This window comes from Citrobacter sp. VF227 (assembly GCF_052950715.1).
The window spans coordinates 573623-588063 of sequence record NZ_JBRFVF010000002.1; the positions used below are offsets into that span (position 1 = coordinate 573623).

At 52.6% G+C, this 14441-nt stretch carries 14 protein-coding genes and 1 pseudogene; 10 read left to right on the forward strand and 5 right to left on the reverse strand.

Annotated features, from left to right (window positions below):
• Positions 1 to 295: 295 nt before the first annotated feature.
• The 8 genes from citC (at position 296) to rna (ending at position 7950) form a co-directional block, all read left to right on the forward strand.
• Positions 296 to 1372 carry a [citrate (pro-3S)-lyase] ligase gene (gene citC / locus ACU8YC_RS10290; RefSeq protein WP_187252823.1) on the forward strand — a complete coding sequence of 359 codons (1077 nt, stop codon included), beginning with the start codon at positions 296 to 298 and terminating at the stop codon, positions 1370 to 1372.
• Positions 1369 to 1665, forward strand: a complete 297-nt coding sequence (citD, locus tag ACU8YC_RS10295) for a citrate lyase acyl carrier protein (RefSeq protein WP_151218745.1) — start codon at positions 1369 to 1371, stop codon at positions 1663 to 1665. Before citC ends, citD begins: the two co-directional genes overlap by 4 nt.
• The gene (locus ACU8YC_RS10300) at positions 1662 to 2570 is read left to right on the forward strand and encodes an aldolase/citrate lyase family protein (protein ID WP_151218744.1); all 909 of its coding nucleotides are present in this window, start codon (positions 1662 to 1664) and stop codon (positions 2568 to 2570) included. The genes citD and ACU8YC_RS10300 overlap by 4 nt, the downstream gene beginning before the upstream one ends.
• Positions 2571 to 2579: 9 nt before the next feature.
• Positions 2580 to 4112, forward strand: a complete 1533-nt coding sequence (gene citF / locus ACU8YC_RS10305) for a citrate lyase subunit alpha (protein WP_423390303.1) — start codon at positions 2580 to 2582, stop codon at positions 4110 to 4112.
• Between the two features lie 3 nt (positions 4113 to 4115).
• On the forward strand, positions 4116 to 4670 hold the full coding sequence (citX, locus tag ACU8YC_RS10310) for a citrate lyase holo-[acyl-carrier protein] synthase (RefSeq protein ID WP_151218743.1): 555 nt from the start codon (positions 4116 to 4118) through the stop codon (positions 4668 to 4670).
• On the forward strand, positions 4639 to 5544 hold the full coding sequence (gene citG, locus ACU8YC_RS10315) for a triphosphoribosyl-dephospho-CoA synthase CitG (protein WP_151218742.1): 906 nt from the start codon (positions 4639 to 4641) through the stop codon (positions 5542 to 5544). Before citX ends, citG begins: the two co-directional genes overlap by 32 nt.
• Positions 5545 to 5569: 25 nt before the next feature.
• Positions 5570 to 7033 (forward strand): citrate/succinate antiporter CitT, encoded by a 1464-nt coding sequence (gene citT / locus ACU8YC_RS10320; protein WP_151218741.1) that lies wholly within the window; start codon positions 5570 to 5572, stop codon positions 7031 to 7033.
• Between the two features lie 110 nt (positions 7034 to 7143).
• Entirely contained in the window at positions 7144 to 7950 is an 807-nt protein-coding gene (rna, locus tag ACU8YC_RS10325) for a ribonuclease I (protein WP_446895307.1), read from the forward strand.
• 64 nt (positions 7951 to 8014) lie between these two features.
• Here the strand turns inward: rna and ACU8YC_RS10330 are convergent, their stop codons facing one another.
• Positions 8015 to 8845: an alpha/beta fold hydrolase gene (locus ACU8YC_RS10330; protein WP_151218739.1), complete on the reverse strand. Its 831-nt coding sequence runs from the start codon at positions 8843 to 8845 to the stop codon at positions 8015 to 8017.
• 275 nt (positions 8846 to 9120) lie between these two features.
• Between ACU8YC_RS10330 and rnk the strand changes: the two genes are divergently transcribed.
• A complete protein-coding gene (gene rnk / locus ACU8YC_RS10335; protein ID WP_005120853.1) occupies positions 9121 to 9531 on the forward strand; it encodes a nucleoside diphosphate kinase regulator in 411 nt (136 codons plus the stop codon).
• 180 nt (positions 9532 to 9711) lie between these two features.
• Positions 9712 to 10140, forward strand: coding sequence for a universal stress protein UspG (gene uspG / locus ACU8YC_RS10340; RefSeq protein ID WP_151218738.1), 429 nt, complete (start codon positions 9712 to 9714; stop codon positions 10138 to 10140).
• 83 nt (positions 10141 to 10223) lie between these two features.
• Here uspG and ACU8YC_RS10345 read toward each other — a convergent pair whose 3' ends face one another.
• From ACU8YC_RS10345 to ACU8YC_RS10360, 4 genes and pseudogenes are all read right to left on the reverse strand, one after another.
• A complete protein-coding gene (locus tag ACU8YC_RS10345; protein WP_210904815.1) occupies positions 10224 to 10991 on the reverse strand; it encodes a dimethyl sulfoxide reductase anchor subunit family protein in 768 nt (255 codons plus the stop codon).
• Positions 10991 to 11548, reverse strand: coding sequence for a 4Fe-4S dicluster domain-containing protein (locus ACU8YC_RS10350; protein WP_047412739.1), 558 nt, complete (start codon positions 11546 to 11548; stop codon positions 10991 to 10993). The genes ACU8YC_RS10345 and ACU8YC_RS10350 overlap by 1 nt, the downstream gene beginning before the upstream one ends.
• Positions 11545 to 13815: pseudogene (locus ACU8YC_RS10355) on the reverse strand (molybdopterin-dependent oxidoreductase). Before ACU8YC_RS10355 ends, ACU8YC_RS10350 begins: the two are co-directional and overlap by 4 nt.
• Entirely contained in the window at positions 13812 to 14366 is a 555-nt protein-coding gene (locus ACU8YC_RS10360; RefSeq protein ID WP_151224915.1) for a TorD/DmsD family molecular chaperone, read from the reverse strand. The pseudogene ACU8YC_RS10355 and the gene ACU8YC_RS10360 overlap by 4 nt, the downstream one beginning before the upstream one ends.
• Between the last annotated feature and the right edge of the window lie 75 nt (positions 14367 to 14441).

The following is a 14441-nucleotide window of genomic DNA, read 5'->3' on the forward strand; positions in this document are numbered from 1 at the left end:
GCAGATTCCCCACCTTAAATCAATTAAACAAATAAAAACCACCGGTTATTTGGGGGTTAAATTAATTAAAAAACTTAAAACCATAAAACACATTAAAACCTTCTAACTTATTGTGAAATAAATCAAAAATTACCTCCAAAATACCCCTTACGATGTATGCATCAGGGAAAAAAAGAAATACTCGGTAATAAAAAACCATTCCCTTCAATTGCGAACAAAACGTTATCAAGTTGCTAAGCGGAGCAACAAAAACAGAAACCCAGTAACAAAATATAGCATCGGGACTCTTTTCACTATGTTCGGTAATAATATATTCACGCAAGTTAAACGCTCAGAAAATAAAAAGATGGCGGCTATCGCGCAATTTCTGAAAGAAAATGATTTGAGCGTTGATACCACCGTTGAAGTATTTATCACCGTCACCCGTGATGACCGCCTGATCGCCTGTGGCGGTATTGCTGGCAATATCATTAAGTGTGTCGCCATCTGCGAATCCGTACGCGGCGAAGGCTTAGCGCTGACACTGGCGACCGAGTTAATCAACCTCGCCTATGAGCGCCACTGTACGCACCTCTTCATCTATACCAAAACCGAGTACGAATCGCTGTTTAAACAGTGTGGCTTTTCTACGCTGACCAGCGTTCCCGGCATTATGGTGCTGATGGAAAACAGCACCACGCGTCTGAAGCGTTACGCTGAATCTCTGGCAAAACTGCGTCGTGAAGGGAAAAAAATTGGTTGTATCGTCATGAACGCCAACCCCTTCACCAACGGACACCGTTTTCTGATCCAACAGGCAGCCGCACAATGTGACTGGCTGCATCTGTTTTTGGTCAAAGAGGATACCTCGCGTTTTCCGTATGAAGACCGACTGGATCTGGTGCTTAAAGGAACAAAAGACATTCCACGTTTAACCGTGCATCGCGGTTCGGAATATATCATTTCCCGCGCCACATTCCCGTGCTACTTCATCAAAGAGCAGAGCGTTATTAACCACTGCTACACCGAAATTGACCTGAAAATCTTCCGCCAATATCTGGCCCCGGCTCTCGGCGTTACGCACCGCTTCGTCGGTACCGAGCCGTATTGCACCGTCACCTCCCAGTACAACAACGATATGCGTTACTGGCTGGAGACCCCAACGCTTCCCGCCCCACCAATTGAACTGGTGGAAATTGAGCGGCTGTGTTTCCAGGAGATGCCGATTTCCGCCTCCTGGGTGCGCAAGCTGCTGGTTAAAAAAGATCTCACGGCTATCGCATCCCTGGTCCCTGACGCCACGCTGCACTACTTGCAAAGCATGGTTGAACGAGCCTCATCGGGTGCGGCAGTCCGCCAAAATACCCCCGCATTAGCAACAGGTGAAAAATGAAAATAAACCAGGCAGCCGTCGCAGGCACACTTGAGTCCGGTGATGTGATGATTCGCATCGCCCCACTCGATTCGCAGGATATTGACCTGCAGGTTAACAGTAGCGTCGAAAAACAGTTCGGTGATGCCATCCGGACCACCATTCTGGACGTTCTGTCCCGCTACAACGTACGCGGCGTGCAATTAAATGTTGATGATAAAGGCGCACTGGACTGCATTTTACGTGCGCGACTGGAAGCACTACTGGCCCGCGCTGGTGGTATTTCGGCACTGCCATGGGAGGATTGCCAGTGATTTCCGCATCTTTACAACAACGTAAAACCCGTACCCGCCGCAGCATGCTGTTCGTACCTGGTGCCAATGCCGCCATGGTCAGCAACTCGTTCATCTACCCGGCAGATGCGTTGATGTTCGACCTCGAAGACTCCGTCGCGCTGCGCGAGAAAGATACTGCCCGCCGTATGGTGTATCACGCCCTGCAGCATCCGCTGTATCACGACGTTGAAACTATCGTGCGTGTAAACGCCCTCGACTCCGAATGGGGCATTAACGATCTCGAAGCCGTGGTACGCGGTGGTGCAGACATCGTGCGTTTACCGAAAACTGATACCGCGCAGGATGTCATCGACATCGAAAGCGAAATTCTGCGTATCGAGAAAGCCTGTGGCCGTGAGCCCGGCAGCACCGGTCTGTTAGCCGCTATCGAATCGCCGTTAGGCATTACCCGCGCGGTAGAAATTGCCCACGCTTCCGAGCGTCTGATCGGCATTGCTCTGGGTGCGGAAGATTATGTGCGTAACCTGCGTACTGAGCGCTCGCCGGAGGGTACTGAACTGCTGTTTGCCCGCTGTTCTATTTTGCAGGCGGCACGCTCTGCCGGTATTCAGGCGTTCGACACCGTGTATTCCGATGCCAACAACGAAGCAGGTTTCCTGCACGAAGCTGCACACATCAAGCAGTTGGGTTTTGACGGTAAATCGCTGATCAACCCGCGCCAGATCGAACTCCTGCACAACCTGTACGCCCCAACGCGCAAAGAGCTGGCTCATGCGCGCCTGGTCGTGGAGGCAGCTGAAGCCGCCGCTCGCGAGGGTCGTGGCGTAGTTTCCCTCAACGGCAAAATGGTCGACAGCCCGGTTATCGAGCGCGCCCTTCTGGTTATCTCCCGTGCAGAACTTTCAGGCATTCGCGAAGAATAAGGCAAAAAAATGACGCAGAAAATCGAACAGTCTCAACGCCAGGATCGCGTGGCGACCTGGAGCCGTCATGCAGAAAGTGAGCTTTCCGCTTATCAGAGCACCGCAAAAGTAGAATTACAGGCGCAAAAACCGCGCGACAAAAAGCTGTGCGCTAACCTGGAAGACGCCATTCGTCGTTCGGGTTTACAGGATGGCATGACCATCTCTTTCCACCACGCTTTCCGCGGTGGCGATCTGACGATTAACCTGGTGATGGACGCCATCGCCAGGATGGGTTTCAAAAACCTGACGCTGGCCTCCAGCTCTCTGAGCGATTGCCATGCTCCACTGCTTGAGCACATCCGTCAGGGTGTAGTCAGCCGTATTTATACCTCCGGGTTGCGTGGCCCGCTGGCGGAAGAGATCTCCCGTGGCTTGCTGGCAGAACCAGTCCAGATCCACTCCCACGGTGGCCGTGTACACTTGGTACAAAGCGGCGAACTCAGCATTGATGTCGCCTTCCTCGGCGTACCGTCCTGCGATCAGTTTGGTAACGCCAACGGTTATACCGGTAAAGCATGCTGCGGCTCACTGGGCTATGCTCGCGTTGATGCCGAAAACGCAAAACAGGTTGTCCTGCTGACAGAACAGCTACTGACCTACCCACATAACCCGGCGAGCATTACGCAGGATCAGGTGGATCTGATCGTCCAGATCGATCAGGTTGGCGATGCAGACAAAATCGGTGCTGATGCGACCCGCATGACCACCAACCCACGTGAACTGTTAATCGCCCGTAGCGCAGCAGACGTCATTGTTAACTCCGGCTACTTCAATGAAGGCTTCTCACTGCAGACAGGAACCGGCGGCGCCTCTTTGGCCGTGACGCGTTTCCTGGAAGACAAAATGCGCAGCCGCGATATCCGTGCTGACTTCGCGCTGGGCGGCATCACCGCCACCATCGTGGATCTGCACGAAAAAGGTCTGATCCGCAAACTGCTGGACGTGCAGAGCTTCGACCGTAACGCGGCTGAGTCGCTGGCCCGCAACCCAAACCACATTGAAATCAGTGCCAACCAGTATGCCAACTGGGGCTCGAAAGGCGCATCTGTCGATCGTCTGGACGTCGTGGTACTGAGTGCGCTGGAAGTTGACACCAGCTTCAACGTTAACGTCCTGACCGGCTCTGACGGCGTACTGCGCGGCGCATCCGGTGGTCACTGCGATACCGCAGTTGCCGCTGCGCTCTCCATCATTGTTGCTCCACTGGTTCGCGGACGCATTCCGACGCTGGTTGATAACGTCCTGACCTGCGTAACGCCGGGCTCCAGCGTCGATATCCTGGTCACTGACCACGGTATCGCCGTCAACCCTGCGCGTCCTGAACTGGCAGAACGTCTGAAAGAAGCTGGTATGAAAGTGGTATCCATTGAATGGCTGCGCGAACGAGCTCAGCAACTTACTGGTCAACCACGCGCTATCGAATTCACCGATCGTGTGATTGCCGTTGTGCGTTATCGCGATGGCTCGGTGATTGACGTTGTGCATCAGGTGAAGGAATAAGCCATGCACCTGCTCCCTGAATTTGCCACCCAACACGCGGTTTCGATTCCCGAGCTGCTCGCCAGCCGCGATGAGAGACAAGCAAGGCAACATGCCTGGCTGACGCGCCACCACGCGCCACTGGTCTCATTCACTGTGGTTGCACCGGGTCCGATTAAAGACAGCGCATTAACCCGTCGCATCTTTAATCACGGCGTAACCGCCCTGCTCGCACTGGCAGAAAAATCTGCCTGGATTATCAGGGAGCAAACAGCGCTGGTTTCGGCCAGCGGTCCGGAAGGTCTTTTGTCTATTGAGGCTCCGGCCCATGACCTCAAGCTCGCCACCATTGAGCTTGAGCATTCTCACCCGCTGGGACGGTTGTGGGACATCGATGTCCTGACCCCAGAAGGGGAAATTCTGTCCCGGCGTCATTTCGCACTCCCTGCCCGTCGCTGTCTGCTGTGCGGGCAAAGTGCTGCCGACTGTGCGCGGGGTAAAACTCACGCGCTTTCCGATTTACTGACTCAAATGGAGGCACTGCTGCATGATGCCGATTCCCGCAACATCACCCCATAACGCAGTCCTTCCTCTGGATCTCCCGGATGCCTACGCAACGCTTGCGTGGCGCGCCATGTTGACTGAAGTCAACCTGTCGCCCAAACCGGGTCTGGTGGATCGTTTTAACAACGGCGCACATAAAGATATGGCGCTGGAAGATTTCCATCGCAGCGCTGAGGCGATTCAGGCCTGGCTGCCGCGTTTTATTGAATACGGGGCGTTTAGCGCGCAATTGTCGCCTGAAGATGTGCTGCAAGGGCTGCGGCCGCTGGGCATGGCCTGCGAAGCCGACATGTTTCGCGCCACCGCAGGGGTGAACACCCATAAAGGGAGCATCTTTTCACTGGGACTACTGTGTGCCGCCATTGGCCGCCTGCTCCAGCTAGGCCTGACCGTCACCCCTGAAATCCTTTGCTCTACGGCAGCCGCATTTTGCCGTGGCCTGACCGAGCGCGAACTGCGCCAGAATAATCAACAACTCACGGCTGGCCAACGTCTTTATCAGCAACTGGGATTAACCGGCGCACGAGGTGAAGCCGAAGCGGGTTACCCGTTAGTCATCCAGCATGCTCTGCCGCACTACCGTGCCCTGCTGGCACAGGGGCGCGATCCTGAACTGGCGTTACTCGATACGTTACTGCTGCTGATGTCCATCAATGGCGATACCAACGTGGCCTCTCGCGGTGGCGCTGAAGGTCTGCGCTGGCTACAACAACAGGCCGCCACACTGTTGCAGCAAGGGGGAATTCGCACCCCTGCCGATCTCGAATACCTGCGCCAGTTCGACCAACAGTGCATTGAACGCAATCTCAGCCCTGGAGGCTGTGCCGATCTGCTGATCATCACCTGGTTCTTAGCTCAGATTTCACAAGTTCATCATTATCACAATTAAAGATCCTTTCCGGAGAATCACACACATGTCTTTAGCAAAAGATAAAATATGGAAGTTGCTGGCCCCACTGATCGTCATGGGCGTCATGTTTCTTATCCCCGTCCCTGATGGAATGCCCCCGCAGGCCTGGCACTACTTTGCCGTGTTCGTGGCAATGATTGTCGGGATGATCCTTGAGCCAATCCCGGCAACAGCGATTAGCTTTATCGCCGTAACGATCTGCGTCATCGGCAGCAACTATCTGCTGTTTGATGCTTCAGAGCTGGCCGACCCGGCGTTTAAAGCGGGTAAGCAAGCGCTGAAATGGGGTCTGGCAGGCTTCTCCAGCACGACCGTGTGGCTGGTGTTTGGCGCGTTTATTTTCGCGCTGGGCTATGAAGTCACCGGTCTGGGTCGCCGTATCGCGTTGTTTATGGTGAAATTCATGGGGAAACGTACCCTGACGCTGGGCTATGCGATTGTTATTATCGACATTTTGCTGGCGCCGTTTACACCATCTAACACCGCGCGTACCGGTGGGACCGTATTCCCGGTTATCAAAAACCTGCCGCCGCTGTTTAAATCATTCCCAAACGATCCTTCCGCGCGCCGTATCGGCGGATATCTGATGTGGATGATGGTTATCAGTACCAGCCTGAGCTCCTCTATGTTCGTAACCGGCGCTGCGCCTAACGTGCTGGGTCTGGAATTCGTCAACAAAATTGCCGGTATTCAAATCAGCTGGTTGCAGTGGTTCCTCAGCTTCCTGCCGGTTGGTATTATTTTGCTGATCGTTGCTCCGTGGCTGTCCTATGTTCTGTACAAGCCAGAAGTTACGCACAGTGCTGAAGTTGCCGCATGGGCTGGTGATGAACTGAAAACCATGGGTAAATTGACCCGTAAAGAGCTGACTCTGATCGGTCTGGTTATACTGAGCCTGGGTCTGTGGGTTTTCGGTGGTAAGCTGATTGACGCAACCGCAGTGGGCCTGCTGGCAGTCTCCCTGATGCTGGCGCTGCACGTGGTACCGTGGAAAGACATTACCCGCTATAACAGCGCATGGAACACCCTGGTCAACCTTGCCACACTGGTCGTGATGGCGAATGGATTAACCCGTTCAGGCTTTATCGACTGGTTCGCCAACACCATGAGTACGCACCTGGAAGGCTTCTCGCCTAACGCGACCGTAATCGTGCTGGTGCTGGTGTTCTACTTTGCTCACTACCTGTTTGCCAGTCTTTCTGCACACACCGCCACCATGCTGCCGGTTATTCTGGCGGTTGGTAAAGGTATCCCGGGCGTTCCGATGGAACACCTGTGTATCTTGCTGGTGCTGTCCATCGGTATCATGGGCTGTCTGACTCCGTATGCAACAGGCCCTGGCGTAATCATCTACGGCTGTGGTTATGTGAAATCCAAAGACTACTGGCGTCTGGGTGCTATCTTCGGCGTTATCTACATCTCTATGCTTCTGCTGGTCGGCTGGCCGATTCTGGCAATGTGGAGCTAATCATTTCGGTTCACGCCTGATGAAAATGATGCCAGTCAGCTGAACCTGACTGGCATTTTTTATGATTAAATAGATGATATTCAGAATTTATATAAGTATTCGACATCATCATGAGATCAACATGGCGTTATTCTTCGTTGCTGGCAGCACTTCTGCTGCCAATTTCTGCGGCTAAGGCCGATGAACTTCAGGCAAAACAGTACGCTGATTTTGACAGCTACGTGCTGGCCCTCTCCTGGCAAACCGGATTTTGTCAGAGCCAGCATGAGCGTAATCGTCAGGAACCTGACGAATGTCGCCTGCAAAAAGAGAGCGCGAACAAAGCGGATTTCCTGACCGTTCACGGTTTATGGCCCAGCCTGCCAAAATCTATCGCCGCCCGTGGAGTCGACAACCGCCGCTGGATGCGTTTTGGCTGCGCGACGCGACCAATTCCCAACCTACCTGAAGCGCGCGCCAGCCGTAAATGCGCGGCACCTGAAACGGGACTTTCTCTGGAAAGCGCGGCAAAGCTCAGCGCCGTAATGCCCGGCGCCGGTGGGAGATCCTGTCTGGAGCGTTACGAGTATGCCAAACATGGCGCCTGTTTCGGTTTTGACCCCGACGCGTACTTCGGCACGATGGTACGGCTGAATAATGAGGTTAAAAACAGTGAAGCTGGCAAGTTCCTGGCAGACAACTACGGTAAAACCGTCAGCCGTAGCGCATTTGACGCCGCCGTCGCCAAAAGCTGGGGTAAAGAGAACGTTAAAGCCGTGAAGTTAAGCTGCCACGGTAATCCGGCTTATCTCACGGAGATCCAGTTATCTCTGAAAGCCGACACCATCAACCAGACGTTATCCGCACAGTCATTCTTACCGCAACCGCATCCGGGTAACTGTAGTAAACAGTTTATTATCGACAAAGTGGGATACTAAACAGCCTGATCGAACACTACGCTGCTCCCTCGTCGGGCGGAACAGCGTAGTACGTCCCCAAAGATTAAGACTGAATAAAGTTGAGCAGATCGCCGTTGATCTGATGTTTATGGGTGGTGCAAATGCCATGCGATCCACCAACATACACCTTCAGTTGCGAGTCCGGTAATATTTCCGCCGCGACCTTCCCGCAGGTTTCAAACGGGACAATCTGATCGTCATCACCGTGGATCACCAGCGTCGGGATAGTCATCTTTTTGAGATCCTCACGCAGGTCAGTTTCTGAAAACGCATGGATACAGTCGTACAACGCTTTGATGGAGCCTTGTAAGCCCTGTGCAACAAAGCTTTCGCGTACGGCTTTCGACTCATTTACGCCCGGTCGGTTGTAGCCATAGAATGCTGCGGTCAGTTCATAGAAAAAGGCAGCGCGATCGTTTATCACCCCTTCACGGATACCCTCAAACACCTCTTTCGGCACGCCGTTTGGATTAAAATCGGTCTTGATCATAATGGGCGTCACCGCGCCGATTAATACCGCTTTTGCTACCCGTTGCGTTCCATGGCGACCAATGTACCGCGCCACTTCCCCACCGCCCGTAGAGTGTCCGACATGGACGGCATCTTTAAGATTGAGATACGCGGTAAGTTCAGCCAGATCGTCAGCATACTGATCCATATTGTGACCATCCCAGGGTTGGGCCGAGCGCCCATGCCCACGCCTGTCATGGGCGATCACACGAAATCCTTTCGACGCGAGGAACAACATCTGATCCTCAAACGCATCCGCCGTCAGCGGCCAACCATGACTAAAGACAATGGGCTGTCCACTTCCCCAGTCTTTAAAATGCAAATAGCTGCCGTCTTTCAAGGTTAGTTTGTCGTACTGGCTCATGAGATCTCCTGTCGCGGAACACTGAGTTGTTTGACGCGCCCGCAGCGAGCGCTTAAAAAGCATAATGCAAATTGGAGAACGATCACGTTTTTCGGCTAAAATCACACCATACGCGACAATATTGATGATTTGCCTGAATGTGAACTAAATCACTTCAAACCTGGGGTAAGTCTCAGTATCATCATAAAAGCTAAACCCTTGCCGCCTGACGGTGAGGGTTTTCTTTTGGGATTATTTACCTGCGCACCCGCAGTATCGACGACATGGAGTAATAAATGTCCAGACCAACTATCATCATTAACGACCTCGATGCGGAACGCATTGACCGCCTGTTGGAGCAACCTGCGTTTGCTGGTTTACCGATTGCCGACGCCCTGAACGCCGAGCTGGATCGTGCCCAAATGTGTTCTCCAGAAACCATGCCGCACGATGTTGTGACCATGAACAGCCGCGTGAAATTCCGCAATCTGAGTGATGGCGAAGTCCGCGTGCGTACCCTGGTGTATCCAGCTAATATGACTGACAGCAGCACACAGCTTTCGGTAATGGCGCCGGTCGGCGCTGCACTTTTGGGTCTGCGCGTTGGCGACACCATTCACTGGGAACTGCCAGGCGGGACATCAACACATCTCGAAGTCATTGAGCTTGAGTACCAACCTGAAGCTGCTGGCGATTACCTGCGCTAACTCTGTCTTATCAAAGCGACTCGCTTTATCTTACAGGGGATGCATCCGCATCCTCTTTCCGGTTAGCCCCAGTTCCTTGTTTTTCTTCCTGTTCGCAAAACATAAATCTGTGTCGTGACTGACAGAATCATTTTTAATACTATGCTGTTATGTGTTCATGTAATGACAAGGAGAATGTTTATGTACAACACAATCATAATGCCTGTTGATGTATTCGAGATGGAACTGAGCGATAAGGCTATTCGCCATGCAGAATTTCTGGCACAGGAAAAAGGCGTTATCCATCTGCTGCACGTGTTGCCAGGTTCGGCGAGCTTAAGTCTGCATCGCTTTGCCGCTGACGTTCGTCGTTTTGAAGAGCATCTGCAACACGAAGCGGAATCCCGTCTGCAAACGATGGTCGGTCATTTCAGTATCGATCCTTCTCGTATCAAACAACACGTCCGCTTTGGCAGCGTACGTGACGTGGTCAACGAGTTAGGTGAAGAGTTGAATGCGGATGTCGTTGTCATTGGGTCACGCAATCCATCAATCAGCACCCATCTGCTAGGCTCAAACGCGTCCAGCGTTGTTCGCCACGCAACACTGCCGGTGCTGGTTGTCCGCTAACAGCCGCTGATTTACTATCTTTGCGATAGATAGAAAACCCCTGCCAGGTTAACCGCCTGACAGGGGTTTTTATTCGCTCACAATCAATACAAGTGACCGATATTCACAATGGTACTGACCGTATCGCCAAAGAACGTCAGACGACTCAGAAACAGACCAACAAACAGCAGAACAAAAAGCGCTTTTGCACGACGCTCTCCCTGGCGGCTGAGTACAAAGGCCACCGCCAGACAAACCAAACTTGCCAGATAAAGCGGCGACGTCAGCCAGGCATGCGCCGTCATCTGCATGATAGTACCGCCGCTTAACCAGATAATCGGCGCGGCAATCATGACCGCCAGACAAGCGACAATCCCCTGGCGTAATGCGGCAATGGCAGGCGTGAGATTAAGCAACGGAATCGCGGCACACCCCATCACCCACACTGTGATGAAGAACAGCAGCATCGTCAGACCATTGGCGATCGCCGCCATAGCTGGGGCCGCATAAGTCATCCCCTGTACCGCCACCAGCGCGATCCCGAGAATGGATGCCAGTAAAGCTGGGGCTTTGTGCCCTTTCGCCAAAAACGTCACGCCCACCGCCGCGCCGTATAAGGTTGCGCCAAGAATTTCACGGCTCAGCCAGGCGTGCTGCAGGTTAATCAGGGCGTTGTAGGCGCGATCCGGATGCGCAAGGTGCAATACTGCCGCCACGGACGCAGCAGCCAGAACCAGCCCGCTTATCAGCCAATACAGGCGCTTGCTCTCCAGTTTTCCCTGCAAGGCACGCAGCGTCAGAATGAGTGTGATCCCAACCGACATCTGGCTCAATACGGTAAAAATAACCAGCGGAAGTTCATACTTTTCCATTACTTGCCCTCCGGCTGCTTCGGTTGGCGCGCAAGGATAAATCGCGTGCCCGGATTCAGCTGCGGCATACGCGGGAATCCCGGCGGATACTGTACGGCATTATTGGGGATCGGGTCGGCATCCAGGTCGATAAGCGTCAGCGCACCGACCGGACAGGCATTCACGCACGCCGGCTGCATACCAACATCAAGTCGCTCGTAGCACATGCTGCATTTTTCCGCTTTCTTCGTCTCCTCATTAAAGCGCGGCGCACCGTATGGGCAGTTGCGGATACAGTTTTTGCATCCGATACAGCGCTCCGGGTTATGCACCACTACACCATCTTCACGTTTGGTATACGCCTCTACCGGACACGCCGCCAGACAGGCTGGGTTTTCGCAGTGATTACAGGCCAGCGAATAAAATGCTCGCTCTTCATGCGGATAAATTTCTTTATCCAATGGATAGACATAGCGCCAGAAGCGTTCAGGCTCCAACTGGTTAAAACTCTTACACGCCATCGCACAGCCACGGCAGCCGATGCACTTATCGCTATTGACTAAAAACGCGCGTCTCATGCCGCTGCTCCTTTACTTACCAAAATGATGTCCGCAAACTGACTGTGGATCGCCGCACCCGGTGCGCCGGTTTTCATCAACCCCATATCGGCTGGGGTATCAGCCACCACGTTTTGTACGTTGTATTTGCGTTTCGGGAACCACGCCTCATACATCACCAGGAAATCTTCCGGTACGTTAGCGGTGACCTTCGCACGCAGTTCCACTTCTCCGGCGGTGTTAAACACTTTCACCAGGTCGTTTTCAGTAATTCCTCTTTTCGCTGCGGAAAGCGGATGCATATAAACAAACGGCTCCGGATAGAAAACCTGCATCCAGTCAAGGTTGATAAACTGGGAATGGATACCGAACTGCACATGTGGCGTAAACAGGTGGAATGGCAAGGTGCTTTTGGCTTCCGGTTTGTACTCCGGCAGCGCAGTATGACCATTTTTCTCGCATAGCTCAGATTTGAACTCAAACTTGCCGGAGGGCGTTTTGAACTTGCGGTCATACCAGGCCGCAGAGCTTGGTAGAATGGCTTTTTTCGGGCCGTCCAGCAGATCGTCCCAGGAAGAGATACCAAACATTTTGCCCATCCCGTCATTGAATTCCTGATCCAACCAACGTTTATGATCGAACTCCTGCGGGAACGTACAGGAACCCGGCTCCAGTTTGTTGATCGTGCGGGAAAGTAAAACGGCAATTTCCAGGTCGCATTTCGCCTCATACATCGGATTAATGGCTGGCTGGTTGATAGAGAGCCAGTAGTGCCAGTAAGAGGCGTCTACGTTCCACTCTTCAAATGCGGTAGTCACCGGCAAAACGATATCGGCATGCCCAACGGTTTCGTTAAAGAACTGATCGGCGCACACCACCATTTCCAGTTTTTCGAACGCTTTTTCCATCTTGCTACGATCAAAATCCTGAGCAAACGGGTTCTTACAAGCGACCCAAAGCATGCGCACAGGGGGATCGTTGGCATCAAGCAACCCTTGTGCCGTCTGGTTGATATTAAGCGAACGCTCGGAATATTGCGCAACTGCGCCCGCGGCGCCAAATTCGCTGGTTGCCCCAGCAGCACCGGGCATACCAACAGAACCTACCGGCGGTTTCTGCAGCATGGCATTGTAGTTAAAGCCCTAGGTATGCAGGTGACCATAACGCGCCCCGCCGCCTTCAACCCCAATATTGCCGGTCATTGCCACAAAGGCATCAATCGCACGGACGTTTGCGCCGCCGTTGACATGGCGCTGCATACCGTAGCCAATCCACACGGTGGCAGGATTAACTGCGGTAAATTCTTCCGCCAATTGACGAACAACATCAGCGGAAAGACCACAGATTTCAGCGGCCCACTCAACGGTCACATTGGTGCGCAGATAGGCTTCGAATTCCGGATAACCGTGGGAATAGTTATTGACGAAATCCTGATCCACCAGACCTTTATCCACCAGATGGCGCGCCATTCCCAACGCCAGAGCGCCATCTGAGCCTGGACGTACACGCAAGTAGAGATCGGCTTTCGCGGCAGTCTGGGTTAACAGCGGATCGATAACGACCACTTTTGCGCCTTTTTCCCGCGCCTGATAGACATATTTCATGGTGTGCATTGAACACCAGGCCGGGTTAGCCCCCCAGATGATGATGTATTTGGCTTTCACCATATCTTCCGGGTCGTTACACCACATATCGCCCATGTCATAGTTCTGCGCGTCAATACCGGCCGGCCAGCACGGCGTTCCGGCAAAACGGGTGGTGTAGCCCAGCGAAGACATCATGCCTTCAACGGCATAGTTCAGCACACCGAATTTGCCGGAGTACTTAGTCAGCGCCAGACCCAGCATTGAGCCGTCTTTCTTTTTGATCTCCAGCATCTTGGTCGCAATACGCTGCATTGCGTCTTCCCATGAGATGCGACGCCAGTTCCCGCTACCGCGAACATCCTGAACCATCGGATATTTAATACGATCCGGACTATAGACGCGACGGGGATAAGTCAGGCCTTTTACACAAGGAGTACCGTGTGTAAATGTTGACTCCGGTGCCCCTTCGACAAAGGTGATGACACCGTCTTTCACCCAGGTTTTCAGGCTACAGGTGTCATAGCAGTTACGCGGACAAGCGTTGCGATAAATTTTGTAGGTTTTGGGGTTAAACGGGATTGGCGGTTGCGCCAATGCGCAGCGTGAAGTCAGCAATCCCCCTGGCAGGGCTGCGACCGTGCCAAGGGCAATCAACCCTTTCAAAAATGAACGTCTGTTCAGAACTCCCGGTTCATTACTCATATTGATACTCTCGTTTTTAATTCATCAAGCCAAGAAGACAATCTTCCCGCTACGTTTTTCAACGTGACGGTTTGTGCATTTATATTTATTTTTTCTATATACTTGGGCACCCACACCGCGACATACTCAGATGCATATCGAGTAAGGGTCACCTGGTATTCAGATGATGCTCTGGCATTAGCTGATAATAAAACCGCCAATTCCAATACACAGGAAATATGATCATCCGGAATATTATTCCTGTCATTTATAGATAAGCCCATATTTGCCATGAATTCCCGAATGCTTCGGGTTGATTTGCCCATTACGAGGGCATCTTCTTCAAGATAAACCGAGGCAAACGGCGCGGCCTTTAGCTTCTGCGGTCCGACAAACAGTGCATTGAAGTCGTACTCCACTTCCAGCCACTCCTGCTCTGTTAGCGACTCGGCATTTCTATCCAGGGCAGAATAAGCCTCTTTCAGCGCGTTACTGTCATAAGAGATAAAAAAGTCACGCAAAAATAACCCTGTCGATTCAAAGTTCGTCAGGGTTTTATATATTTCACCCATGAATTAACCAACCATTTATTCATAAAATAAATAAGAACATAATGTGGGTTAATATAATAAATGAAACGCTAACGC